The sequence below is a fragment of the Rhodococcus sp. RS1C4 genome (genome assembly GCF_002258225.1).
Classification (GTDB): domain Bacteria; phylum Actinomycetota; class Actinomycetes; order Mycobacteriales; family Mycobacteriaceae; genus Rhodococcoides; species Rhodococcoides fascians_E.
This window is the reverse complement of sequence record NZ_NOXZ01000021.1, coordinates 155,931-181,345: the sequence shown is the minus strand read 5'-3', so window position 1 is coordinate 181,345 and position 25,415 is coordinate 155,931. Positions and strand designations below refer to the sequence as shown.

Below are 25,415 nucleotides of genomic sequence, written 5' to 3'. Positions count from 1 at the left end.
GCAACATTCAATCTAGCCGACGGGTCACAACACCGTAAAATTTACGGTCGTGGCCGTTTCCTTACGGAATATTGTCGGGTACGTTGGCGATCATGACGCAGGTATTGCACACCCCACATGCCTCCGGTTCCTTCGACGCATCGGACGTTCACGACACGATCGGCCGCCACATGCTCGCCGACGGCTTCGCGATGGTGCTTGACCTGACGGCTTCCCGCGGATCCACCCTCGTCGACGCGCGGGACGGCACCGAGTACCTGGATCTGTTCACCTTCTTCGCATCCAATGCTCTCGGCATGAATCACGCCAGGCTGACAGGCGATGCGCAGTTCCGAGCCGATTTGCTCGAGGCCGCGATGAACAAGCCGAGCAACTCCGACATCTACTCGATTCCGATGGCTCGGTTCGTCGACACGTTCGCACGGGTGCTGGGCGATCCGCGGCTACCTCATCTGTTCTTCGTCGAAGGTGGTGCACTCGCCGTCGAGAACGCGCTGAAGGTCGCGTTCGACTGGAAGAGCCGCTGGAACGAAGCGCACGGGTTGGACGCCGGCCTCAACCCCAACAGTCGCTCCGCAGGCTCCGCTCCCGCGCTGGGTACGCAGGTACTGCACCTCGAGCACGCATTCCACGGACGATCCGGCTACACGATGTCGCTGACGAACACCGACCCCAACAAGGTGTCCCGCTTCCCCAAGTTCGACTGGCCCCGCATCCCGTCGCCGTACATCCGGACCGGCGCGGACATGGACGCACTGGAGGACGACGCCCTGGCCGCGGCACGCCTCGCGTTCGAAGCCAACCCGCACGATATTGCCTGTGCCATCGTCGAACCCATTCAAGGCGAGGGCGGCGACAACCACTTCCGGCCACGGTTCCTGCAGAAGCTGCGGCAGCTGTGCCACGAACACGACGCACTGTTCGTCGTCGACGAAGTGCAAACAGGTGCTGGAATGACGGGAACCGCCTGGGCTTTCCAGCAGCTCGGCGTCGTACCCGACGTGGTGGCCTTCGGGAAGAAGGTCCAGGTGTGCGGAGTCATGGCAGGCGGCCGCGTCGACGATGTCCCGAACAACGTCTTCGAGGTCTCGTCGCGCATCAACTCCACGTGGGGTGGCAATCTCACCGACATGGTGCGGGCTCGTCGCATTCTCGAAGTGATCGAATCCGAGAACCTGATCGAGCGCGCCGGTGCGCTCGGTGAACGCGTGCTGGGACGGATGCGGGACATCGCGTCGCGGCACGCCATGGTGACCGAGGTCCGCGGCCGCGGTCTGATGTGCGCCTTCACCCTCCCCGACGCCACCACCCGGGATCGTCTGATCGACGACCTCCGCGAGACCGAGCACGTCCTTGCTCTCGGATGTGGCGGAAGCTCGGTTCGGTTCCGGCCGGCGCTGACGATCAGCGAAGCGGACCTGGACCGAGGACTCGACGCGGTGGAGCGTTGTGTGGCACGGCTTCAGGAACGCGGAAACTAGATGGGAGCGGTACTTTCAGCCGAGGTTCCGGTGGTCACGTAGCGGCCGACGGCCCAGGCTCGGTCGGCCGGGGGTACGACGGCGTCCACGATCCTGCCGTCCTGGTAGTAGCTCCGGTGGTCGATCAAGCCGGAGTCGACGGCATCCTGCCATGCAGCGGTCGGGCCTTCACCGAACCAGAGCCACGGGGTGATGTCGTCCATGACGACGACGGTGTCCGTGGTGCTGAACGCGCGCGCGTCCGCCAGGTCCGCACGCGCTCCGTCCAGCGAATGGTCACCGTCGACGAACACGACGTCGAAGCGCACGTCGGGATTCGTGCGGGCGTACTCGGTGACGGTGGAATGCGAATCTCCCCGGATCAAGGTGTGTCGGCCCGGGAACAGTTCGTCGATGTGAGCTTTGGCGGCATCGCTGTACTCGTATTCGGCCAGATCGAACGACACGACCGTGACCGTCGGCGACGCGGACAGAAAGGCCCACGTCGAAAAGCCTGCGTTGAAGCCGATCTCGCAGATCAACTCCACGCCGTCGTCGGCCGCCAATGAACTCAGATAGGCAAGCTCCGCCTCATCGGCGCCGTACTCGAACGGCTGGCCTGCAGTGACGGTGCGTCTCACCATCGCCTCGAGCTCACTCAACCCCACGAGGACCTCCGTCTCGATTCATTTCTCGCCACTTCACTACCCCCATCACCGCCAACCGAACCCCCCGCTCCACTCCTGAACACCTGGGTCATTCCGCCGGCTCCACTCCTGACGTCAGGGTGATCGAAACCGTTCGCATTCATCGGATCTACCTCTAGTCTGACCGGGTGACCGATCGTGCGGTACCTGCAGGCAGCGCTGCTGCGGGTGTTGTTGCAGGGTACGGCGCAGGCAGTATCGGCACCGGTGGGTTCGCTGCTCTTCCGGGCCTCGTGTTGGCGTACTACCTGACGGACACCCTCGGCGTGGCTGCCGGGCTCGCGTCGCTCGTCATCCTGATTCCGAAGATCTGGGATGTGCTGCTCGGCCCACTCGTCGGAGCGCTCAGCGATACACGCTCGGCGCGCACCGGGTCTCGAACGCCGGAAATGGTTGTCGGCGCGCTGGCCATGCCCGTGCTGTTCGTGCTGACGTTCGCGCCTCCGATCGGCCCTGCTGCGCTGTGGGTGTTCGTGTTCTTCCTGCTCGCCGCAACGGCATACAGCTTCTTCCAAGTGCCGTACATTGCGCTGCCCACCGAGCTGTACACCGACGCGAAAGATCGGACCCGCCTCGTCACCGTGCGCATCGCGGTGCTCGCCGCCGCGATCCTTCTGGTCGGCGGAGGAGGACCAGCGGTTCGCGATGCTGCGGGCGGCGGTCCCACCGGATACCTCGTCATGGCGATCGCGGCGGCGACGGTCATGGGCGTCGGCATGCTGCTGACGGTGTGGGGCACGAGAGGGAAATCGGTGAGTCGGGCCGATCCGTCGGACGGGACGGTGTGGGCGCAGTACCGCGAAGGCCTCGGCGCAGTGCGTTCCACACGGTCGTTTCGGATCTTGCTGATCACCTTCGTCGTTCAGGCACTTGCGGTCGCAATCCTGCTCGCAGGTGTGCAGTATCTCGCCACCTACGTCCTGGGCGACGAAGCCGCGCTGACGCTGCTGTTCGCTGCCGTCGTCGGACCCGCTCTTCTGGTGATGCCGGTGTGGTATCGCTTCGGTCTGAAGTACAGCAGGACGGTCGGATTCGTTGCGGCGTCGATCCTCTTCGCGCTCGGCAGCGTGTCGTTCGTCATCGCGTTGTGGACGCCCGGCCCGTGGGTGTTCGCGTCGGCAGCCGCCTGCGGCATCGGATACGCAGGGATGCAGGCCTTTCCACTTTCCCTGCTGCCGGACACCATCGAGGACGACGCCGCCCGCTTCGGCCGATCACGAGCAGGCGCACTCAGCGGCGTGTGGACTGCCTGCGAGACAGGGGCGGGAGCCGTCGGTCCTGCGGTGTTCCTGCTGATCCTCGCCTCGGTCGGGTTCCGGTCCAGCACGACGGACGACATCGTGTCCCAACCGGATTCGGTGGTTCCCGGCATCGTCGTGGGATGCTCGATGGTTCCTGCCACGTTGGTGATACTGAGTGTCGTTCTGCTGAAGCAGTTTCGAATATCCGAGCCGAGCCGGCGTCGTGGCCGAATCGACGAAAGGACCACATGAGAGCGTCGAACATGAAGGCCGTGCTGGCGCGCCTGCGGGAGCTGCGCACCGCCGACGCACCTACCCACGGCGGCCGTGTCCTGTCCTACGTCTACGACAGTGGTGTCGCCGAACTCGACGAGCTCGCCGCTGCGGCCATGCGTGAGGTCCAATCCGTCAACGGCCTCGATCCGACGGTGTTTCCCTCGGTTGCCACGATCGAGCGGGAACTCGTCGATTTCGGGCGTTCGATCTTCCACGGAGGCGAGGACGTCGTCGGCAACGTCACGACCGGCGGCACCGAAAGCTGCATCCTGGCGGTCCTCGGAGCACGTGATGCGGCAGGTAAGCACGGCGGCTCCATCGTCCACCCGACGACGGCACATGCCGCCTTCCGCAAGGCCGCGCACCTACTCGGTGTGGAATCCATTGTCGTACCGGTCGATCCGGTCTCGGGCGTGCCGGATCCAGGACGCATCGCCGACGCCATCCGCGACGACACGATTCTCGTCGTCGCATCGGCTCCCAGTTACCCGTTCGCGACGATGGACCCCGTCGCGGACATCGCTGCCGTCGCGGCAACGCGCGGGGTGGCCGTTCACGTCGACGCCTGTATCGGCGGTCTGGCACTGCCCTGGTGGGGCGACGTGCCTGCCTGGGACTTCGGAGTGCCCGGCGTCACGAGCATCTCGGCGGACCTGCACAAGTACGGCTACTCCCCCAAAGGCGCATCGCTGTTGCTGGTGCGCGGCCGAGATCGCCACCGCCACCAGTACTTCGGACTCACGGACTGGCCAGGATATCCCGTCGTCAACCCGACGTTGCTCGGTTCCAGATCGGTCGGGGCGATGACGGCGGCATGGGCGATAGTCACCGCACTCGGCGTCGACGGATTCGCCGACCTCACCGACCGAATGCACGATTCCACAACGGCACTCGTCGCCGCGATCCGCGCCATCGACGGCCTACGCGTCGTCGGCGACCCCGTCGGGCCGCTGTTCGCAGTGGCCAAGGATTCCGCAGACGGGCCGCAGGCTGCCGTCGATCCGCATGTGTGGCTCGGCGCCGTCGGCAAGCGTGGTTTCTCGCTGCAGGCACAGCCCTCGTTGACGCAATCCGACGGAACGGTGCTGCCGCGCACCACTCATCTGACCGTCACACCCGCGACAGTGTCCGTGCAGGGCGAGTTGGTCGCAGCTCTCGTAGCTGCCGCCGACGACGTGCGTGGTCAGGCCGCAGCGGAGCCGCCGCCCGCACTGGCCGAGCTCGCCCGACTGTTCCGCGACGGCGTGCTCACCTCCGAACAGGCATCGGCACTGTCGTCCGACGAGGTGTACGGCGCACTCCAAGCGGCAGGCGTGACCGGGAGCGGGGACCTGGACATGGCGTCGGTACTTGCAGGCGTCGAACAGTTGCCCCGCGACGTGAGCGCCGCGATGCTGATCGAATTTCTGGCACGAGTGATCGAAAAGTAGGGGTGGACATGCGTATTCGGCTTGCACTGGCAGCGCGGTTGATAGTGGCAGCGGGACTTGTACTGGCAGCCGGTGCTGTACCGGCCCAGGCTGCACCGGACTTCTACGCCGAACCGGCGGAGATCCCCTCGGAACCGGGGACCGTTGTCGCTACCGAGCCGATCCCGTTCGTCGGGCAGACAGGTGCGCCCGCCCAGCGCGTGAAGTACACCTCCACCCTCGCCGACGGCACGCCCGTCGCGGTGACGGGCACGTACCTCGAACCGTCGGCCCCCTACCCGGCCGGCCCGACGCCGACCGTCGTCATCGGGCCGGGCACGCAGGGCCAAGGTGACCAGTGTGCGCCGTCGCGGCAATTCCCGACCGGCGGCCAATACGACCCGAAGACCGGGAGCACCTCCATCAACTACGAAGGCGCCTTCGCCGTCGCATTCTTGACGCAGGGCATCCGCGTGTTCGTCACCGACTACATCGGCCTCGGCACACCGGGCATCCACACCTACGTCAACCGCGTCGAGGAAGGGCACGCCATGATCGACGCCGCCCGCGCCGCCACGACACTGGGCGACGATGACCATGCGGGACCCGTCGCATTCTGGGGGCACTCCCAGGGCGGCGGTGCCGCGGCATCGGCGGCCGAACTGGTTGGTGACTACGCGCCGGAACTGAACGTGGCCGGCACCTACGCGAGTGCGCCTCCCGCCGACCTCGACGCCGTACTGCGGCACATCGACGGGACGGGACTGACTGCGGCAATCGGCTTTGCGATCAACGGTTTCGTCGCCCGCTATCCGGAACTGCAGTCCGTCGTCGACGAGGCGTCGAACGATCGAGGCAAGGAAGTACTGAGGCGCGTGTCGACGCAATGCCTCATCGAAGCTCGGCGCGAGTTCGGTGGCACCTCCACGGCGCAATGGACCAAGGACGGAAAGACACTGGCGGACTCGATCGGCGGCAACCCCGTCGTGCAGCGGGTCTTCGACGACCAGCGCATCGGAAACGGAACCCCGAGCGCTCCGGTTCTGGTCAACACCGCGCAGGCCGACGACTTCATCCCGACGGACCAAGCACGCCGACTCGTCACCGAATGGTGCTCTCGCGGCGCCGACGCATCGCTGTACGTCAACGAGCTCCCGCCCGTCCCAGGAGGCCTCGGGGTCAACCACCTCGCACCCGCGGCGACGGACTTCGGCGTCGGGCTCGGCTGGATCAAGGATCGGTTCGCAGGAGTACCGACCACTTCCCGCTGTGCAGAAATCTGAGCCGATAGTAAAGTTCCCTTCGCGAAAGACCGACCGGTCTCTACTTGGAGGGAAGTTCGATGCCGTACCTCGGCCTGATCATCATGATCCTGTGGGTGTTCTGCCTGATCGACGTCATCACCGCCGACGAAGGCGGTGTACGGCACCTTCCCAAGATGATGTGGCTGCTGTTGGTCATCTTCATCCCGCTCGCCGGATCGATCGTGTGGCTCCTCGTGGGACGGCCCGTCGACGGCGGAATCTGGGGCGGAGCGGGCGGCGGAAGTTCAGCCCGCCGCAGCAACTCGGCGTATCCGGAATACGACACGCGGCCCGGCCGGGCAACCGGAACCACGGCCGAGGCCGACGAGGAATTTCTGCGTCAGTGCCGTGCCCGCGCCGAGGAACAGCGTCGTAAAGCTCGCGGCGACGGCGCCTGACGGCGGGGATCAGCGAACAGCTCTCGAGACCAACGGTTTGTAGGTGACCTGCGGATACGTGCCCGTCTCGTCCAGTTCCACCGACGCTCGCACGTGGTAGACCTCCTGCACCAAATCCTGGGTGATGACGTCCGACGGCCTGCCCACGGCCACGACTTTTCCCGCTTGCAACACCACGATGCGATCGCAGAACATCGACGCCAGATTCAAATCGTGCAATGCGATGAAACTGGTCAACGGCAGGCCCGAAATCAACGCCAGGATGTCGAGTTGGTGCTGGATGTCGAGGTGATTGGTGGGCTCGTCGAGGAGCAGTTCCGTCGGTTCCTGCGCCAACGCACGGGCGATCTGCGTGCGCTGACGCTCACCGCCGGACAGGGTGTGCCACAGCCGATTCGCCTTCGACGTCATTCCCGTGTCCGTCAGGGCCTTGTCCACGGCGACGTCGTCGGCCGCCGAATCTCCGCCCAGCAAACCGTGGTGCGGGATCCGACCGAGTCGAACCACGTCGCGCACCGCGATGTCCACCTCGGTGTCCGAATGCTGATCCACCATCGCCACGCGTCGAGCGATCTGCTTGCGCCGCATCGACGCCATCGGCGCGCCGTCGAGCGTGACGTCACCGGAATCGGGTGAGACGATTCCCGCCAGAATCCGCAGCAGCGACGACTTACCGGACCCGTTCGGTCCGATCAGCCCGACGGTCTCCCCCGGATGCGGATCGAAATCCACTCCGTCGAGGATCTGGTTGTGGCCGCGAGACCACCGCACGGATGCGGCCTCGATAGTCATCTCGTCCTCCGCATTCTGAAGAGAATCACCGCGAACGCAGGCACGCCGATCAGCGCGGTCACCACGCCCACCGGAATTTCCTGTGGCTGGAACACCGTGCGGGCGATCGCGTCGACCCACACCATGAAGATCGCGCCGACGAGCACCGTCGTCGGCAACAGGCGATGATGCCGGGCGCCGACCAGGAACCGCGCCGCGTGCGGCAGAACCAACCCGACGAATCCGATCGCTCCGGCAGCACTGACCAACGTCGCGGTGATCAACGCGGTGATGACCAACAGCACGATCCGAATCCACTTGACGGACACTCCCAGCGATGCCGCGGCGTCGTTACCGAAGGTGAACGCGTCGAGCGCCGACGAATACAGCAGACACACGACGATGCCGACGGCACAGACGATTCCGCACATCATCACATCGCCCCAGTCGGCGCCACCGAGAGATCCGAGCAGCCAGAACAGAACCCCTCGTGTCTGTTCTGCGTCGGCCGACGAGATGACGATGAACGACGTCAACGCCGAGAACAACTGCGTCCCAGCCACTCCGGCGAGCACTACCCGATCGGTGCCTCCCCCGGCACCGGCGGCGAGCAACATCACCAGCAGAAACGAGAACACCGCTCCGACGAACGCGCCCGTCGACAGCGAGTACATACCGCTGCCGATCCCGAGGACCGCGACCAGCACCGCGCCCGTCGACGCACCGGACGAGATGCCGAGCACGAACGGATCGGCCAACGGGTTACGCAGCAGGGACTGCATGATCGCGCCGCACAGAGCCAGACCGGCACCGCACACCGCTGCCAGCAACGTTCGCGGAAGCCGAAGCTCCCACACGATCCCATCCTTGATCCGGCTCACGCCGGAGCTTCCGAACCCCATGTGCTCGAACGTGATTCGGTAGACATCGGCCACCGACAGATCCGCCGGCCCGATCGTGATCGCAACTGCGATCGACAGCACCAGAACGACGGAGCCGATCAGCAGCAGCGGAAGCAGAAAGCTCCGTACCGACGGCTCCGCCTTCCGCACCGATGGCTCCGCCTGGGGCACGGTCAATTCGCCAGGCCCCAGCCCTGCAGTGCAGCAGCGACCTTCTCGACGCCGTCGACGGTCCTGATCGACGGATTCAGATCCGCCCCGTTCACGACGATGTAGCGCTTGTCGGTCACCGCAGGAAGGCGCTGAGTCACCGGATTGCTCTCCAGGAACTCGATCTTGGAATCCAACGCGTCACCGGCCAGCGACCGGCGGCTCAGATCGGCCAGCACGAACGCCGTCGGGTTGCGGTCCGCCACCGACTCCCAGCTGACCTGCGGCCACTCGTCGGTGGTGTCCGAGTAGATGTTCTCCGCGCCCACCGAATTGGTGATGATGCCCGACGACCCGCAGCACCCCGCCATGTACGGCGTCGCAGTATCGGCGAACCAGTAGACCAATGAGGTGCCCGACGCATTCACCGTGCCCGACGCCTTGTCGAACCGCTCCTGCAGTTCGGCGACGAACTCCTCACCGCGCTCGGACACGTCGAAGATGGCCGCAAGATCACGAACCTCCTGGTAGACGGACTCGATCTCCAACGGCTGAGTACGAGCACCGTCCGAATTGACGCTCTCGTCGGTCTTGCCGTTGCAGTCCGTCGGCGACAGGTAGTTGGGCACACCGAGCTGCTCGAGCTGACCACGCTCCGCCACCCCGCCAGGCCCGAGGGTCCCGCCGAACGACGCCGACACGAAATCCGGGTCGGCGTCGAGCACCACCTCCAACGACGGCTTGTTGTCCGCCAAACGCGGAACACGCTCGTTGTCCGCCGCCAGGTTCTCCCGCACCGGATCCGTCCACGTCGCCGACCCGACCATCCGATCCGCCAAACCGAGACTCAACAGAATCTCCGTCGACCCCTGATTCAGCGACACCGCTCGCTGCGGAGGCGCATCGATCACCACCTCCTGACCACAGTTGAAGATAGTCAACGGAAAATTGCCGGACGATTCCTGCACCGCCTCCGACTCGGAACCGGAAGAACAGGCAGACAGAACAAGAGCTACTGACAGCACAGCAACACCGAAGGGGACACGAATAGCCATGAGGTGGCGCAAACTTCCTACTAGGGGCCCTGTTCGCGGAGCCGCGGGACATACGCTGCAACAGGCAAGCGATCGGACTCCCACACTCGTGGTCACCGTTGCGCGTCAGTCCCGGATTCACACCGGATTCCCTCGCCCATCACACAGACCACCACACCGGTAATCCTGGGCTTACTTTAACCCCTCTTGACGTTTCCCCTCGACCCGGTCGTTCAGCTCTCGCCCCTGTTCACGGACCGAACGTGGCCCCTGTTCGTGAACCGAACGTGGCGTTCGGTCACTTGGAGTGACTGAACGTCACGTTCGGTTCGGTGGGACGCTCGCCCGGGAAGGTGTTGCGCCCGGCGGTGACGGTGACGAGGGCTCCGATGACGAGTAGGCCGGCGAGGGCGATGACGTCGGCGATGGATGCCCTGTCGACGACGATTCCGCCCACGAGGGCGCCCGAGGCGATGGCGAGCTGGAATGCGACGACGTAGACGGCCGAGGCGCGGTCAGGGTCGGAGCGCGCGGTGTTCAGGACGGTCGACTGCAGGCATACCGGGACGGTGGTGAAGGCCAGACCCCACAGTCCGATGCCCAGGACACTCAGTGCTGCAAGGGAACCCGGGGCGGAGAGCATGGTCGTCCACAGCAGGGTGAGTGCGGCGACAACGACGGACAGTGCACCGATGGTGGATCGCCTCGGCCAGCGATCGAAGGTCCTGCCGACGATCCAGATACCGACGACTCCGCACAGCCCGTACAGCAGCAGCATCGCGGTCAGGGTCGTTCCGACGGACCCGAGGCCGCGGTCCACGATCAACGAGAAGTACGTGTACGCGACGAAGTGGCCGAGCACTGCGAGAAACGTTGCAACACAGATCATCACCAGCGATCGGTCGAGGACGCGAACCCGTGATCCGGGGCCCGAGCCGGCGTCGGCGACCTTCATCGTCGGCAGCACCGCGAACAGCGTCACCGCGATGATCCCCGCGACGGCACCGATGCACACGGCCGCTGTGCGCCAGCCGAGCCACTGGCCGAGGGCAGCGGTCAACGGATTGCCTGCCACCAGCGCCAACGACGTTCCGGCGTAGACCGTCGCGATGGCCTTGCCTTTGCGTTCCGGGGCGACGAGCGATGCTGCGACCGGTGCGACCACTGCCCAGAACACGCCGTGCGTTGCAGCACAGATCATTCGAGCGACGACCAGCATCGGATATCCGATAGCTACCGCGGACAGCAATTGCGACACCGCGAGTGCGCCCACGGTCACCACGACCACTGTTCGACGCGGCCACCTGCGCACGAACGTCATGAGCGGCATCGTCATCACCGCGACTCCGTAGGCATAGAACGTCAACAGCAGGCCGACGCTCGATTCACTGACCCCCATGTCCGACGAGATCTCCGGCAGCAGCCCGACGGGCAGCGTCTCGGCGGTCACGTAGACGAAGGCCGCGGCCGCAAGAACGAGAAGCTTGGCGAGAGATCTACCGTCACCCATGTTGTGTATCGTTACACATGTCGACGAGGAACGCTAGTGTGAACGCATGCACCCCCGCCCGACCATGGCCGACGTCGCCGCCGCCGCGGGCGTGTCCACGATGAGCGTCTCCTACACCTACAACCAACCGACACGCGTCTCCGACGCCACCAGGACGCGAGTCCTCGCTGCAGCGGAGCGCCTCGGATACACCGGCCCGCACACGGGCGCACGATCGCTGCGCAGCGGCAAGACCAACAACGTGGGCGTCGTCCTCAGCGAGAAACTGACGTATTCGTTCGAGAACCCCCAGGCCCGCGTGTTCCTGACCGGAATCGCCGAGGCCTGCCTCGACACCGACTCCGGACTCGTCCTGCTGCCCAATGGAGGCCAGTCTCAGCCGAATTCGCCGGCGAAGGCCGATCTGGAGCGCATTCGCGGCGCTCAGGTCGACGGGTACGTGTTGTGGACCACGGTGTCCGACGACCCGATGCTGGACGTCGTGATCGGCACCGGCAAGCCGGTCTGCATCCAGGGCGGACCCGTCGTCCCGGGCGCAGCAATGATCGGGATCGACGATTCGGCAGCAGCACTCGCAGTCGGGCAAGTAGGACTGCGACAGTCGACAAAGCCTGCAGTGATCAGCTTTCCGCGCAATCGCGACCGCGTCGTCGAAATCGTGCACGGCCCCGACCCGGCCGACGCCACCTTCCCGGTCACCGCCGCACGCCTCGCCGGCTTCCGCCGAGCCGTCGTCGACGCGGGTTTCAAGTGGGAGTCCACTCCCGTCGCCTTCGCCGGGACGAACGCGTCCCCCGACGGCGCCGACGCGGCACGGCGACTAGTCGGCGCCGACGCACTTCTGTGTTGCAGTGACGACCTCGCGCTCGGGGCACTCGATGTCGTCGGCCCGCTCGACGGCTGCGACGGCGTTGCGATCACCGGCTGGGACGATTCCGATGCGGCCCGAGCCGCCGGTCTGACCACCGTCGCGCAATCACTGTTCGATCAGGGCTGCGACGCAGCGCGCTGGGTGCTCGGCTCCCTCGACCGCATCCCTGAGAGCCCATGGTCGGTGCAGGTCCGGAATTCGACGAGACCCGCGCGCCCCCAGTAACCGGGTAATTCACACTCGAAGTCGCCTCAAAACGGGGAAGGCGACCTGTTTGTAGCGCATAAGCAAACTTCGGGTTATGGTGAACGCGGCCGACCGGCCACGGGGGGGAAGTATGAACCGAGAGACACCCATGCCCCGCCCTGCCGTCGAGAATCCATTTGCCGTTCCTCAGGCCGAGCTGGACCTGCTGTCCGACCCCCTCGTGCTGGTCGATCGAGATTTCGTCGTCACCTACGCAAATCCCGCTGCCGCGGCGCTGCTCACGGCGCCGATCGACACCCTTGTCGGACGATGCATCGACGCCTGGTTCACCGATCCCGCCTGGACCGCGTTCGTCTCCTCCTGCAACGGCCCAGGAGTGTACGAGGACTTCTCGTACACCCTGCAGAAATGGCTGTCCTACCGCACCGTCAAGGGCAGTTCCGGGCACGCGATCTGGGCAACGGACATCACCAGCGAGCGGCTCGGAGACACCCGCGTCGAATGGACCGACGACCTCGCGCGCACCATGCTCGACGCCGTTCCGTCCGGCGTCGTCGTCCTGGACGTCGACGGGGTGGTCGTCCTGGTCAACAGCGTGTGGTCCACGTTCTGGGCGGATCGACCACAGACCGACGGGTGCCTCCCCGGAACCAATTACTTCGACCTGTGGGCACCGGCGATCGCCCGAGGGAACGACACCGCAATCTCACTGGTCGACGGCCTGCGCGCCCTGATCTCCGGATCCGGGCAGGTCTTCTCCTCCAACCACAGATTCGGGTCCGTGGTCTACCGAATCCGAGCCACCCGCCTCGCCGACGGCGGCATCTACCTCACCCACACCGACATCACCGCGCAGGCCGCGGAGGCGCCCGTCCGCCAGGATCCCCTGACCGGTCTGCCGAACCGCGACGAGATCGAAGCGCTCCTCGCCACCGAACTCGCGGTGCGCTCCGACGAGAACGAAGTGAGCATCCTGCTCGTCGACATCGACGGCTTCCGTGAATTCAACGACGCACTCGGCCCCGTACACGGCGACGAACTTCTCCAGCAGGTCGCGGAAAGAATCGCCGCCTCCACCCGGCCCAACGACACCCTCGGCAGGCTCACCGGCGACGAGTTCGTCGTCATCGCCCGAGGCTGCCAGTCGATCGCTGCTCGAGCCCTCGCCGCCGGCTTCTCCAGTGTCCTCGAACCGTCCTTCACCGTCGACGACCGTCAGCTGACGGTGACCGCGAGCGTCGGCGTCGCCACCTCGGGACCGGATTCCGACGACCCGGTCCAGCTCATCCACGACGCCACCACCGCCATGCACGCAGCCAAGAACCTCGGCCGCAGCAGCCACCAGGTGTTCTCGGCGGATCTGCGCGACAGCAACCGCACACGCCTCGAACTCGTCGAACGCCTCCGCGGAGTCGCGATGGCCGAACACGAGCTGCAGATGGTCTACCAACCCATCGTCGAACTCGCGTCCGGCGCAGTCATCGGCGCCGAAGCACTGATCCGGTGGGACCACCCTGAACTGGGCCTGCTGATGCCGGACAGCTTCATCGGTCTCGCCGAAGACGCAGACCTGATCATTCCGCTCAGCAACTGGATCCTCTCGCAGGTCTGCCGCACCCTCGCCGCCTGGCAGTGCAAAGACCTGAACATTCAGGTCGGCGTCAACGTCAGCCCACTCCACTTCGCCGCAGGCACACTCGCCACCGACGTCAACAGCATCATCGACTCCCTCGGAATCGAACCGGGCCGGCTGGTCCTCGAACTCGCCGAGTCGAAATCGCTGCACGACATCGACGCAGTGCACTACCAACTCATGGATGTCCGACGCCACGGATCCCTCATCGCCATCGACGATTTCGGCTCCGGCTTCTCCTCCCTCGAACGCCTCGCCACCCTGCCCGTCGACATCCTCAAAATCGACAAATCACTCACCCAACACCTCGACAGTCGCGACCTACAGCGCAGACGAGCCATGACCTCGCTCTGCAAAGCCGTCGTCGACGTCACGCACGATCTCGGACGCGACACCGTCGTCGAAGGCATCGAAACCAAAGACCAACTCGCCAGCTGCGTCGACATGGGCGTCACATTCGGGCAAGGTCATCTACTGGGCAAGCCCATGACCGCACCACAGCTCGAAACGATCCTGCTGCCGAACGACGCACACAGCGCGTCGGCCTGACACGAGGACACGACGCACCGTGAAGATCGACGACGAAATAGGACGCTTCAGCGAAGCCCGACGCGCCATCCTCTCCAGCGTCAACGCCGACGGCACCCCGCACCTCGTGCCGATCGTCTTCGCCCGCGTGGACGACACCCTCGTCACCGCCATCGACTGGAAACCCAAAAGCACCCAGAAACTCAAGCGACTCGAGAACATCCGCGCCGACCCGGCCGTCAGCCTCATCGTCGACAACTACTCCGAGAACTGGAAAGACCTCTGGTGGATCCGCGCCGGCGGCTCGGCCGAAGTCATCGACGCCGACACCGACCGCGGCCGCACCGCCATCGCCGCGCTGGTGAAGAAATACGAGCACTACACCCCCACACCCCCCGACGGCCCCGTGATCGTCATCAGCAAGCTCACCTGGCGATCCTGGCAAGCGTCCTAGAATTCAGCGGCTCGTTTCTCGATACTCCACCGTCAGCCCCCGCTTCAGTTCCCCACTTTCAGTTCCCCACTTTCAGTTCCCCACTTCGGGACCGAACGTGACGTTCGGTCACTCCAAGTGACTGAACGCCACGTTCGCTCCACGTGGGTGCGACGAAAATCGCTCGCATTGCGAACCATGATCGATGCACACTGCACTGCATGCCCCCACTTCGGATCGACCTGGACGAAATTGTTCTTCGCCGGGAGAACTTGGCCGATGCACCTGTCGTCGCCGAGGCGATAGCGTCGAACATCCCGCGGCTTGCGCCGTGGATGGAGTGGGCCGTCGAGGACGCCACACCCGTCGCAACCCAGGAAAGTCGAATTGCCGACTCTCTTGCACAATGGGATTCGGGTTCGATGTTCGACTACATGATCGCCGACGGTTCGGGCGATGAATTCCTCGGCAAAGCGGGGATTCGATTAGCGGGACCGGATCACGCGACGATCGGTTATTGGGTCACCGAAGATGCGGAGGGACGAGGAATCGTCACTCGTGTCGCGCGAGCTCTGACGGCCCTCGCCGCGGAGCTCGACGGCATCGTTCGAGTCGAAATCCATTGCGATGCTGCGAACGACCGCAGTCGGGCGGTACCCGAGCGCCTCGGATACCGCCTCGACCGCGTGATCGATCACCCGATCACGACGTCGCATCAGACCGGCCGCCAGATGATCTGGATCTACGACGCGTCCTGACGCCACTCCGACAACGGTATCGCCCGTACGTTCGGTCGCGGGCGGGCACTCGCTTCATCGTAGGCACGACGTAGATCCGCGATGACCGAATTCGGTTGCGTTCTGATGGCTTTCGGAGTGTGCGCGGTCAGGACGATGCCGTGATTCTGAATACCCGTGCGTCGTTCGTACGTCTTCTCGAACGCTGCAGGCGACGCATGGTGCTGGAAGGATTCGATTTCTTCGCCCATGGCGACGTCGTCCCACCAGTTGTCCATGATCGCGATGAACTCACCGGCTTCACTCAGAATGACGCAGTTGGCCATCGATGGGGGCAGGCCGCTCCTTGCGCACAACGCCCGCGCATCCACCTCGGCGACCGAGTGGGCGCCGTCGCCGAGGTCGTGCAGCGCACGCCGCGGTACCGCACTTCCGCGCGAGGAACCCTCGTCGAGTTCCCTCATCAATGCCCTGATCTCGGCGCCGCCTCGCTGCACCACTTCGGCAATCAACGCCGTGCACTGTCGCAGATCGGATATCCGACGGGACGCGTCGAGCAGGCATCGATCGATTGGCGCGACAGGCAACCCCCGCTTCGTCGTCGCCTCCGGCAACCTCGTCGTACGCTCGACCACCACGAATTTCGAATCCTTCCGATTTCGTTCGTCCGGAATCAGAAGCAGCGTGTCCGTTGTCTGCGTCGACGCTCCGAAGCCGTGCAGTGCCAGCCCCGCGCGACCCGACAACATCACATCGGTTCCGCCGTACATCACCGCCGCGGTGTTGCGTTCGTGCCTGGTCGGCTGGCCATTGTGCAGCAAAACCAGCCCAGGCAGGATTCGCTGCCACGGTCCACCGGCAGTTCTGTCGACGATCGTCTTGGCCCCCACCCCCAACCTGCGCAGCTTCGCGGATCCGATCACACCGTTTCTCGCATGCCTCATCAGCAGTTCTCGGTCTTGTGCCCAGTCGCCCCGTTTCATGCTGCGCATCGAATACCACCGGACCGACAATTTCGGCCCTCGGCTCGACCCGCCTGTGGATAACTCTCACCCTGTGGACAACGTCCGTTTCGGTCGAGACCGAACGGCACATCGGCTTCCGGACCCCATTCCGTCGGAGCGAACGTGGCGTTCGGTCACTTGAAGTGACCGAACGTCACGTTCGGTCCGGAAAAAAGGGGGCAGACGACCGCTCAGACTTCGATGGGTGGGTATAGGCGTTGCATGGTGTATTGCCGGTTTCGTCGTGCTGCCAGGGAGCTTGCGGCCAGGGAGGCGACGAGTACGCCGGAGAGCACGGCGATGGCGCTCCACAATCGTGAGTCGATGCCGCCGACGGTCAGCTGTCTCAGTCCGTTGACGGCGTAGGTCATCGGGTCGAAGGGATGCAGGATCTGGAACGGCTTGGCGGTGGTCTCGACGGGGTAGATGCCACCGGCCGAGACCAGTTGCAACATCAGGAATGCCAAGGTCACAACGCGGCCGACGGCCACTCCGAACACCGAGTTGAATGCTTGGATCAGTGCGAGGAACGCCGCGGACGCAAGCACGAGGAACGCGATCGTTCCTGCAACGTACCGCGCGTGCAGCCCGACCCCGAAGTGAACCACCGTGTACATCACCAGGACCTGGCACACTGCGACCACCAAGGCGGGCCAGTACGATGCGAGAACTACTCGGATCGAACCGAGACCGGCTGCGACGGCGCGGGACTGCAACGGCGTCAACAACATCCAGATGATGAGAGCACCGATGAACAGCGCGAGCGGGAGGAAGAACGGTGCGAATCCGGTGCCGAATGTCGCCGCACGATTCTCGTACTCGAGGGACAACGCAACCGGCGCCGACAATGTCTGTGCCACCGACGTTCTCTGGTTCTCGGTCCAACTCGGCACCTGGGACACGCCGTCGCGCAGGGCTGTGGACAGTTCCTTCGCGCCTGCGTCGAGCCTCGTGGTCCCGTCGGCCAGCTCACCTGCGCCCGAGGCGAGTTTGTTGCTTCCGTCGGTCAGCTGAACCAGCCCGTCGGCGAGGGTTGCCGATCCCGTCGCGAGCTGCTGGGCACCGTCTCGAAGCCGCAGGACGTCGGATTGCAGCCCACCGTCCTGGAGCAGTGTGAAACCGGTGCGCAGCGGACTGCTCGGGTCGTCGAGTTGGTAGGACAGTTGCTGCGCGTCGGAGGACAACCTGTTCAATTCCGCGGTGGTACCGGGGTCGATCCCCTGCGTGCGCAGTGTGTCCAGCACTGGTGTCAACGCCGACGCGACCTGCCCGGACAACGGATCCGGATTGGCCCGCAACATCGTCACCGCCTGCTCGACGGCCACCGCCGCCTGGGACTGCACTGCACCGACCTCGCCCAGCCGGGACACGACGGCGTCGATTCCGGTGCTCAGTTGTGTGGCGCCCGCTCCGAGCTGGGCGGGGTCGACGCCGATCCGACCGACGTCACCGATGATCGCGAGCAACGGATCGGTGGCCGTGGTGATGCCCGTCGACAGCTCGCTTGCTCCTGCCGCCAGCTGCGCCGAGCCGTCCTGTGCGGTGACCATGTTGTCCGCCAGAGTCTTCGACCCTTCTGCCAGACGCGCAGCCCCCGCGTCGGCGGTCACGAGGCCGTCGGACAGCTGTTCGGCGCCGTCGGCGGCCTTCGACAGTCCGGCTCCTGCATCGGTGAGACCGACGAGAACCTTGTCGACCGCCTGCTCGCCGATGGTCGAGCCGACCTGATTCAGTACCTGCTGCGCAGCGTTCTGGCCGATGACCGTCGCGAGATAGTTGTTCGCGTCGTTGAACGCGAAGGCCAGCTCGGCCTTCTGCGGGTCCGAACCCGTCGGGGATCCGACTGCGGCACTGAAGTTCTCGGGAAGCGTGATCGAGAAGTAGTAGTCTCCGTCCGAGACACCCTGCGCGGCTTCTTCTTCCGATACCAGGGTCAGGTCCAGTTCACCCGAGTCCATCAGGGCCGACGCCACCTGCTGGCCTGCATCGAGCTCCTCGCCGGAGACAACAGCCCCTCGATCGGAGTTGACGAGCGCAGCAGGCACCTTGTCGACAGCGGCGAACGGATTCCAGAACGCCCACAGATACATCGCTCCGTACAACAGGGGAAGGACGACGATGGTCAGGAGCGCCACCCGTGGGAGGGTTCCGCGTCCGTAACGCTTGATATCGGTCCCGAAGGACAGTCCAGCGAGCACCGTCTCACCCCACGTCTTTCTGCTCGTGACGGCCTGATGGCACTACGGAGATCTGCGCGACGATGCCCGACGACGGGTCGACGGCGTCCGAACTGGCCGTGATCACCGTGCGTTGCTCGCCGAGCGCGACGAGTCTGTCGAGGAGCACGTCCCGGTCGTAGGCGCTCCCCAATCGATCGAGATCGCCCACGACGAGCACACGCGGCGCCGAGGAATCAGCCAGCGCGATGCGAAGCAGCAATTCGTCGAGTTCACCGAGTTCGCCGACGACATCCGTCGCCGACGGCGGGGTGCGCGGCCCGAACACCGGCGCACACACTCGATCCAACTCCGACGACCCGGCCTTGCGGACGAGTCGATACCAGGGCGCATCCCAGCGAATCCGTTCGGTGACCAGATCGCCCACCGTCACCCCGTCCGGTGGGGAATCGAGCTCGTCGATGCCGGCGACGGCCGCGTCGGCGAAGATGTCACGGGTGCGTCCTCGACCGAACACCGTCAGGGTTCCCTCCGACGGTGACATCCGGCCCGCCAGCGTCAGCAACAACGCGGTACGACCCTCCCCCGCAGGCCCGACGAGCACCGTCACCCCGCCGGCCTCCACCTCCAGGTCGAGTGGGCCGTAGGCCATCCCCGGCGAGCGCCGGACGGCGATACCTCGTGCACTGACCGCTACCGATTGCTCCGTCACCGGCACTCTCCATCGGACGAGCCGGCCTCACAGGTCGGCTGGCTGGTTCTTGCGGCCAGCTAACCATGTGAACCGTCGACCGGTCTTGGGTTCCGACGTGCCGTTGCACCCCCGATGTCGCCCGTTCCGCGCACGTCTTTCGCCCCTACCTCGGACCGAACGTGGCGTTCGGTCACTTGGAGTGACCGAACGTCACGTTCGGTCCGCAAAAACTAGGGGGTAGCGGACACCGGTCGACGGCGGGGCCGGGGGTACGTAGGGTCGAGGTGGTGACCGGGGACACTCGGGTTCGCATGTGGAGGGGAATCATGGCGATATCGGATATTCAGGAATATGCCCATTTGACCGAGGCGGATATCGAGGCGCTCGGTGCGGAGTTGGATGCGATCCGGCGTGATGTCGAGGATTCTCGTGGTGAGCGGGATGCCAGGTATGTCCAGCGAACCATCACGTTTCAGCGGTCGTTGATGGTTGCGGGCCGGGCGGTGTTGTTCGCGAGCAAGAAGAGGCCTGCGTGGTTGCTCGGTACTGCGTTGCTCGGTGCGGGGAAGATCATCGAGAACATGGAGTTGGGGCACAACGTCATTCACGGTCAGTGGGATTGGATGAACGATCCTGAGATCCATTCCAGTAACTGGGAGTGGGACAACACGTGCCCGTCGTCGGGGTGGAAGCATTCGCACAACTTCACGCATCACAAGTACACCAATATCGTCGGTTTGGACAACGATGTCGGTTACGGCATTCTGCGCATCACGCGCGATCAGGAGTGGCATCCGAAGTATGTCGCGCAGCCGCTGGTGAACGCGTTGCTGGCGACGTTCTTCGAGTGGGGCGTGGCGCTGCATCACCTCGAGACCGACAAGCTTAAGACCGGCGAGGTGAAGTGGGAGGACAAGAAGGAGATGGCGGTCGACGTCGTCCGCAAGATCGGAAAGCAGGTGGGCAAGGATTACGTTCTTTTCCCGTTGCTGACCGGCCCTGCGTGGAAGTCGACGCTCACGGCGAATGTCGTCGCCAATCTCATTCGGAATTACTGGTCGTACGCGGTCATTTTCTGCGGTCATTTTCCCGACGGCGCGGAGAAGTTCACGCTCGAGGAATACGAGACCGAGACGCAGCCGGAATGGTATCTGCGACAGATGCTGGGGAGCGCCAATTTCGAGGCAGGCAACACGTTGGCGTTCATGAGCGGCAACCTCTGCTATCAGATCGAGCATCACCTGTTTCCGGACCTACCGAGCAATCGCTACGCGGAGATCGCTCCCAGAATTCGGCAGTTGTGCGACAAGTACGACCTTCCGTACACGACGGGTTCGCTTGCGCACCAGTACGGACAGACGCTGCGCACCATTCTGAAACTGTCCTTGCCGAATCGACTGCTCTCCGCGACCTCGGACAATGCGCCGGAAACGTCGTCCGAGCTGAAGTTCCGCATTCGCGGTGGAATCAAGGAAGTGTTCGGTGTGGATCCGGCGACGGGCCGGCGCCGCGGCCTGAAAACTGCATTGGGAATGCTGAAGCAGCACACACCGGTCCATCCCGCCTGATCCGCGGCGGGTGATTACCGCGCCGCGAGGCGCCGAATGATCACTCGAAGTCGGTCCTCGGCGCTACCGTTACCTCGGCTGTTTTTGAAGCAGCCGACGAAGGGAACGGCAAGCGCCGAGGGCAGGAGCGGATCGTGACGAGCACACCGGTGACATCGGAGTCGACGAAGAATCCAGAACACCGCACTCCGCGGGCATTCACGCCGCCGGAGCACGGGCGTCTGCGCGAGGTGCCGCACATCTCCGGGCTCGTCCTCGGGGTGTTCGCGGTACTGGTGTTTCTCTGGAGCCTGTCTCCGGCGCTGCGCGCCGTCATCCGTGTGCCACGCGAGTACATCGACAACTACTACATCGACGCACCGGACACTTCGCTCGCGTGGGCTCTGGTGCTCGGGCTCACCGCAGCCGCCCTCGCGAGCCGCAAACGCATCGCCTGGTGGTTTCTGACGCTGTATCTCGTGCTCGTCGCGGTCAGCAACCTGGCGGATGCGATCGACGGCAACAACATCAGTGCGTGGATCGCGCTGGGCGTGCACATCGTGATCGTCGGTGTGCTCATCGCCGCTCGCAAGGAGTTCTACACCCGTGTTCGACGCGGTGCGGCGTGGAAGGCTCTGGGTGTACTGATCCTCGGCGCGGTCGTCGGAACGCTGGTCGGCTGGGCGCTGGTCGCTCTGTTCCCCGGCACACTCCCGGAGAACCAGACGTTCCTGTGGGCATTCAACCGAGTCACCGCCCTCGCAACCGTCGACAACGAGCAGTTCGACGGCCGCACACACGTTTTCGTCAACACGCTCTTGGGCTTGTTCGGGGCGCTCGCACTGTTGGCGGCCGTCGTCACGTTGTTCCGGTCGCAGCGCTCGTCCAACGCACTGACCGGTAGCGACGAGTCCGCGCTTCGCGGCCTGCTGGACAAGTGGGGCGCCGACGACTCGCTCGGATACTTCGCGACCCGCCGCGACAAGGCCGTCGTGTTCGCACCGAGTGGCAAAGCCGCCGTCACCTACCGTGTCGAAATCGGGGTGTGTCTCGCCAGCGGCGATCCCATCGGCAACCCGGAGGCATGGCCGCACGCAATCGATGCCTGGCTGGACCTGGCGGAGAAGTACGGGTGGACGCCCGCGGTCATGGGCGCGAGCGAGACGGGCGCCACGGCGTTCAAGCGGGCGGGGTTGAACGTTCTCGAACTCGGCGACGAGGCCATCCTCGACACCAAGAAGTTCAACCTCGCCGGCCGGGAGATGAGGCCGGTCAGACAGGCGGTCAACCGCGCCCGCAAGGCAGGCGTCACAGTGCAGATACGACGCCACCGCGACATTCCGGCTCAGGAGATGGCCGACATCATCCGATGCGCCGACGAGTGGCGTGACACCGAGACCGAGCGTGGGTTCTCGATGGCGTTGGGCCGCCTCGGCGATCCTCTCGACGGTGACTGCCTACTGGTTCAGGCCCGCGAGGGCGAGAAGACCGTCGCGGTGCTCTCGCTCGCTCCGTGGGGCCGCACCGGAGTGTCGCTCGATCTGATGCGCCGCGACCCGCAGGCACCGAACGGTGTGATCGAGCTTCTGGTCACCGAATTGGCAACCGGCGGAGATCAATTCGGAATCAGTAGGATCTCGTTGAACTTCGCGGTGTTCCGTGCGGTCTTCGAGGAGGGCAGCCGCATCGGCGCAGGCCCTGTCCTGCGGATCTGGCGGTCGGTGCTGGTGTTCTTCTCCCGATGGTGGCAGCTGGAGGCTCTGTATCGCTCCAACCTGAAGTACCTGCCGGACTGGGAGCCCCGGTACCTGTGCTTCGCGGACAACCGTGAGCTTCCCAAGGTCGGCATCGCGTCGGCCATCGCCGAAGGGTTCCTGACGCTTCCGAGCTTCCGGCGCGCCCACAAGCACACCGGTTCTCACACGGCGGTCCCGGCGGCCCTGGCGGACACCGCCGACATCCACGCCGACGGCAGCGGCCCCGATCAGATCGACGAGGACGACGAGCCCCAGCGGGGCCCCAAGCGTCCCGACCAGGTGCGGGTGCGGCTCGCGAAGCTCCAGCGGTTGAACGACGAGGGCACCGAGGGTTATCCCGTCGCCTATCCCCCGACGCATTCCGTCGCCGAAGCACTGGCCGCCCCGCAGGGAACGACGGTCCGCATCGCCGGCCGTATCCTGCGCAACCGCGATTACGGCGGCGTCGCGTTCGCGGTCGTGCGGGACTGGACGGACGACATCCAGGTGCTGTTCGACCGGGAACGCGTCGGCGACAGGTTGGACAGTTTCGACTCCGACTTCGACCTCGGCGACCTCATCGAGGTCAGTGGCACCATCGGCCGCAGCAAGAAGGGTGAGCTCTCGCTGCTGGCCGCGGAGTGGCGGATGAACGCCAAGTGCCTGCACCCGCTGCCGGACAAGTGGAAAGGACTGCAGGACCCGGAGTCCCGCGTGCGTCAGCGCTACGTCGACCTCGCGATCAACCGCAGTGCCCGTGACCTGATGATCGCGCGCAGCAACGTCGTGAAGTCTCTGCGTGATTCACTGTCCGACCGCGGCTACATGGAAGTCGAGACGCCGATCCTGCAGCAGGTGCACGGAGGTGCCAACGCAGCGCCGTTCATCACTCACATCAACGCGTACAACCTCGACCTCTATCTCCGTATCGCTCCGGAGCTGTACCTGAAGCGTCTGTGCGTCGGCGGCATGGACAAGGTGTTCGAAATCGGTCGGGTCTTCCGCAACGAAGGCGCGGACTTCAAGCACAATCCGGAGTTCACGATCCTCGAGGCGTACGAGGCACACAGCGACTACGAGCGCGCAATGGTGCTGTGCCGCGAACTGATTCAGAAAGCAGCCGTCGCGGCACACGGGCGCGAGATCATCCTGCGTCCCGACGGACCGAACGGCGAGATGATCGAGATCGACATCTCCGGGGAGTGGCCCGTCAAGACACTGCACGGAGCCGTCGCGGAGAAACTCGGCGTCGACGTCGCGCCCAGTACACCGCTCGCGGAACTGCAGCGACTCTGCGACGAGAACGACATTCCCTACGAGAAGGAATGGGACGCAGGGGCCGTCGCGCAGGGAATGTACGAGCACCTGGTCGAGGACTACACCGAGTTCCCGACGTTCTACAAGGACTTCCCGACGTCGATGTCGCCGCTGACTCGGCCGCACCGGTCCATACCGGGCGTCGCGGAGAAGTGGGACCTCGTCGCCTGGGGCGTGGAGTTGGGTACGGCGTACAGCGAACTGACCGACCCGGTCGATCAACGTCAGCGTCTGACCGAGCAGTCGTTGCTTGCAGCAGGCGGCGACGAGGAGGCGATGAGTCTCGACGAGGACTTCCTGCAGGCCCTCGAGTACGGCATGCCGCCCACCGGTGGACTCGGCATGGGCGTCGACCGTGTCGTCATGCTCATCACCGGTGGCTCCATCCGCGAGACCCTCGCGTTCCCGCTCGCCAAACCCCGGCAGTAATTGTTCAACGTGAAACAATTTGCGCCCGGGCAGTTCGTGACCGTCGACGACCTGACAACTCACGTCGTCCTGTCTCATGCGCAGGGTGAGGACGGATTCGGTGCCGCGCCGACGGTGGTGCTGTGCGGCGGCCTCGCGAGCAATTGGTTCGACTGGGACGACTGCGTACGAATTCTGTCCCCGTTCCACACCGTCGTGGTGTTCGATCGGCCGGGCTTCGGGCTGAGCGAACCGCTTCCCGACGACCGGGTCCCGACGGTTGCCGACGAGGCCGCCCGCATTCTCGCCGTCCTCGACTCCTTGGAGCTGACGAGCCCGGCGGTGATCGTCGGGCACTCGATCGCCGGTTTCTACGCCGAGGCCTTCGCGAGGCTGTATCCGCAGCGGACCGCCGGTGTGCTGCTGCTCGACTCCAGTGCCGAACGCGACCCGTGGGTCGTTCTTCCGAAACCGTGGCGAGTTGCCGGGGCCCACCTGCTCGCGGCGGTGGCGTCGGGCAGCGGTCTTCAGTTCGTTCTGGGACCGACGGTCCGCAGGATTCTGAACCACTCCATCCCACCCGACGGCATTCCGCTCGAGACGCTGGACTGGACCCGGCGGATCTACCGGAGACGGTCGTATCTGAAAGCCGCCCTGATCGAGGACTTCGTCTACCCGGACATGGCCGCGGAGTTGAACGAGATCCGGCGCCGAACACGATTCGAGTCCGCGGCGATCGTCGCGGCCGCGCACACCGGCAGGCAAACGCCGTGGGGTCGCTGGTGGCTGCGCAAGCAGGCGCGGCTCGCCGGATACCTGGGAGCCGAGTTCGCCGTGGTGGACCACGCCCATCATCACGCGATGATCGATCAACCCGCGGACGTCTCCGCTCTCATCGTGAGGTTGGTGTCACATCACAGGAGCATCGACACGTAACGTGTTCTGTCGAGCCCGTTGCCCA

20 protein-coding genes are annotated in these 25,415 nt (G+C 64.9%); 12 read left to right on the top strand and 8 right to left on the bottom strand.

What is annotated here, in order from left to right; all coding sequences use genetic code 11:
* Window positions 1–92: 92 nt before the first annotated feature.
* Window positions 93–1,481, top strand: coding sequence for an L-lysine 6-transaminase (gene lat, locus CH289_RS09465; protein WP_179276781.1), 1,389 nt, complete (start codon window positions 93–95; stop codon window positions 1,479–1,481).
* Here lat and CH289_RS09460 read toward each other — a convergent pair.
* On the bottom strand, window positions 1,478–2,128 hold the full coding sequence (locus CH289_RS09460) for a class I SAM-dependent methyltransferase (RefSeq protein WP_019664991.1): 651 nt from the start codon (window positions 2,126–2,128) through the stop codon (window positions 1,478–1,480). The two genes, lat and CH289_RS09460, sit on opposite strands and share 4 nt — an antisense overlap.
* Before the next feature lie 167 nt (window positions 2,129–2,295).
* On the opposite strand from CH289_RS09460, the gene CH289_RS09455 reads away from it, so the two are divergent.
* From CH289_RS09455 to CH289_RS09440, 4 genes are read left to right on the top strand one after another with little or no spacing between them, the layout of a single operon-like run.
* Window positions 2,296–3,660, top strand: coding sequence for an MFS transporter (locus CH289_RS09455; RefSeq protein WP_037183465.1), 1,365 nt, complete (start codon window positions 2,296–2,298; stop codon window positions 3,658–3,660).
* Complete coding sequence (locus CH289_RS09450) at window positions 3,657–5,114, top strand: pyridoxal phosphate-dependent decarboxylase family protein (protein WP_037183466.1); 1,458 nt, start codon at window positions 3,657–3,659, stop codon at window positions 5,112–5,114. Before CH289_RS09455 ends, CH289_RS09450 begins: the two co-directional genes overlap by 4 nt.
* Before the next feature lie 8 nt (window positions 5,115–5,122).
* Complete coding sequence (locus CH289_RS09445; protein ID WP_094725493.1) at window positions 5,123–6,376, top strand: lipase family protein; 1,254 nt, start codon at window positions 5,123–5,125, stop codon at window positions 6,374–6,376.
* Window positions 6,377–6,435: 59 nt separating this feature from the next.
* Window positions 6,436–6,795: a PLD nuclease N-terminal domain-containing protein gene (locus CH289_RS09440; protein WP_019664995.1), complete on the top strand. Its 360-nt coding sequence runs from the start codon at window positions 6,436–6,438 to the stop codon at window positions 6,793–6,795.
* Between the two features lie 9 nt (window positions 6,796–6,804).
* On the opposite strand, the gene CH289_RS09435 is transcribed toward CH289_RS09440, so the two are convergent.
* From CH289_RS09435 to CH289_RS09420, 4 genes are all read right to left on the bottom strand, one after another.
* Entirely contained in the window at window positions 6,805–7,587 is a 783-nt protein-coding gene (locus CH289_RS09435) for an ABC transporter ATP-binding protein (RefSeq protein ID WP_020112286.1), read from the bottom strand.
* Entirely contained in the window at window positions 7,584–8,618 is a 1,035-nt protein-coding gene (locus CH289_RS09430; protein WP_094727844.1) for a FecCD family ABC transporter permease, read from the bottom strand. The genes CH289_RS09435 and CH289_RS09430 overlap by 4 nt, the downstream gene beginning before the upstream one ends.
* 23 nt (window positions 8,619–8,641) lie before the next feature.
* On the bottom strand, window positions 8,642–9,673 hold the full coding sequence (locus CH289_RS09425) for an ABC transporter substrate-binding protein (protein WP_179276780.1): 1,032 nt from the start codon (window positions 9,671–9,673) through the stop codon (window positions 8,642–8,644).
* Between the two features lie 277 nt (window positions 9,674–9,950).
* Window positions 9,951–11,162, bottom strand: coding sequence for an MFS transporter (locus tag CH289_RS09420; protein ID WP_094727820.1), 1,212 nt, complete (start codon window positions 11,160–11,162; stop codon window positions 9,951–9,953).
* Between the two features lie 46 nt (window positions 11,163–11,208).
* On the opposite strand from CH289_RS09420, the gene CH289_RS09415 reads away from it, so the two are divergent.
* The 4 genes from CH289_RS09415 to CH289_RS09400 all read left to right on the top strand — a co-directional run bounded on the left by CH289_RS09415 (window position 11,209) and on the right by CH289_RS09400 (window position 15,592).
* Window positions 11,209–12,258, top strand: coding sequence for a LacI family DNA-binding transcriptional regulator (locus CH289_RS09415; protein WP_094727819.1), 1,050 nt, complete (start codon window positions 11,209–11,211; stop codon window positions 12,256–12,258).
* A 112-nt stretch (window positions 12,259–12,370) separates the two neighbouring features.
* A complete protein-coding gene (locus CH289_RS09410; protein ID WP_020112280.1) occupies window positions 12,371–14,422 on the top strand; it encodes a putative bifunctional diguanylate cyclase/phosphodiesterase in 2,052 nt (683 codons plus the stop codon).
* A 19-nt stretch (window positions 14,423–14,441) separates the two neighbouring features.
* Window positions 14,442–14,855, top strand: coding sequence for a TIGR03668 family PPOX class F420-dependent oxidoreductase (locus CH289_RS09405; RefSeq protein WP_019665002.1), 414 nt, complete (start codon window positions 14,442–14,444; stop codon window positions 14,853–14,855).
* A gap of 200 nt (window positions 14,856–15,055) precedes the next feature.
* Window positions 15,056–15,592, top strand: a complete 537-nt coding sequence (locus CH289_RS09400) for a GNAT family N-acetyltransferase (RefSeq protein ID WP_020112279.1) — start codon at window positions 15,056–15,058, stop codon at window positions 15,590–15,592.
* Here the strand turns inward: CH289_RS09400 and CH289_RS09395 are convergent.
* From CH289_RS09395 to CH289_RS09385, 3 genes are all read right to left on the bottom strand, one after another.
* Window positions 15,577–16,554, bottom strand: a complete 978-nt coding sequence (locus tag CH289_RS09395; protein ID WP_020112278.1) for a hypothetical protein — start codon at window positions 16,552–16,554, stop codon at window positions 15,577–15,579. The genes CH289_RS09400 and CH289_RS09395 overlap by 16 nt on opposite strands.
* A gap of 212 nt (window positions 16,555–16,766) precedes the next feature.
* Window positions 16,767–18,773, bottom strand: a complete 2,007-nt coding sequence (locus CH289_RS09390) for a YhgE/Pip domain-containing protein (RefSeq protein WP_027498901.1) — start codon at window positions 18,771–18,773, stop codon at window positions 16,767–16,769.
* A gap of 4 nt (window positions 18,774–18,777) precedes the next feature.
* Window positions 18,778–19,464: an ATP-binding cassette domain-containing protein gene (locus CH289_RS09385; protein WP_020112275.1), complete on the bottom strand. Its 687-nt coding sequence runs from the start codon at window positions 19,462–19,464 to the stop codon at window positions 18,778–18,780.
* Window positions 19,465–19,772: 308 nt separating this feature from the next.
* Between CH289_RS09385 and CH289_RS09380 the strand changes: the two genes are divergently transcribed.
* The 3 genes from CH289_RS09380 to CH289_RS09370 all read left to right on the top strand — a co-directional run bounded on the left by CH289_RS09380 (window position 19,773) and on the right by CH289_RS09370 (window position 25,390).
* Complete coding sequence (locus tag CH289_RS09380) at window positions 19,773–21,014, top strand: fatty acid desaturase family protein (RefSeq protein ID WP_037141007.1); 1,242 nt, start codon at window positions 19,773–19,775, stop codon at window positions 21,012–21,014.
* Window positions 21,015–21,235: 221 nt separating this feature from the next.
* On the top strand, window positions 21,236–24,475 hold the full coding sequence (gene lysX / locus CH289_RS09375; protein ID WP_462052399.1) for a bifunctional lysylphosphatidylglycerol synthetase/lysine--tRNA ligase LysX: 3,240 nt from the start codon (window positions 21,236–21,238) through the stop codon (window positions 24,473–24,475).
* Entirely contained in the window at window positions 24,476–25,390 is a 915-nt protein-coding gene (locus tag CH289_RS09370; RefSeq protein ID WP_094709408.1) for an alpha/beta fold hydrolase, read from the top strand. It abuts the gene before it with no gap.
* Window positions 25,391–25,415 lie beyond the last annotated feature (25 nt).

What these genes read in the sequence shown, in the direction of transcription:
- CH289_RS09410 (WP_020112280.1), top strand. Translation starts at nt 12,371, where the DNA reads ATGAACCGAGAGACACCCATGCCCCGCCCTGCCGTCGAGAATCCATTT.
- CH289_RS09400 (WP_020112279.1), top strand. Translation starts at nt 15,056, where the DNA reads ATGCCCCCACTTCGGATCGACCTGGACGAAATTGTTCTTCGCCGGGAG.
- CH289_RS09440 (WP_019664995.1), top strand. Translation starts at nt 6,436, where the DNA reads ATGCCGTACCTCGGCCTGATCATCATGATCCTGTGGGTGTTCTGCCTG.
- CH289_RS09445 (WP_094725493.1), top strand. Translation starts at nt 5,123, where the DNA reads ATGCGTATTCGGCTTGCACTGGCAGCGCGGTTGATAGTGGCAGCGGGA.
- lat (WP_179276781.1), top strand. Translation starts at nt 93, where the DNA reads ATGACGCAGGTATTGCACACCCCACATGCCTCCGGTTCCTTCGACGCA.
- CH289_RS09425 (WP_179276780.1), bottom strand. Translation starts at nt 9,673, where the DNA reads ATGGCTATTCGTGTCCCCTTCGGTGTTGCTGTGCTGTCAGTAGCTCTT.
- CH289_RS09415 (WP_094727819.1), top strand. Translation starts at nt 11,209, where the DNA reads ATGCACCCCCGCCCGACCATGGCCGACGTCGCCGCCGCCGCGGGCGTG.
- CH289_RS09395 (WP_020112278.1), bottom strand. Translation starts at nt 16,554, where the DNA reads ATGAAACGGGGCGACTGGGCACAAGACCGAGAACTGCTGATGAGGCAT.
- CH289_RS09420 (WP_094727820.1), bottom strand. Translation starts at nt 11,162, where the DNA reads ATGGGTGACGGTAGATCTCTCGCCAAGCTTCTCGTTCTTGCGGCCGCG.
- CH289_RS09435 (WP_020112286.1), bottom strand. Translation starts at nt 7,587, where the DNA reads ATGACTATCGAGGCCGCATCCGTGCGGTGGTCTCGCGGCCACAACCAG.
- CH289_RS09380 (WP_037141007.1), top strand. Translation starts at nt 19,773, where the DNA reads ATGGCGATATCGGATATTCAGGAATATGCCCATTTGACCGAGGCGGAT.
- CH289_RS09450 (WP_037183466.1), top strand. Translation starts at nt 3,657, where the DNA reads ATGAGAGCGTCGAACATGAAGGCCGTGCTGGCGCGCCTGCGGGAGCTG.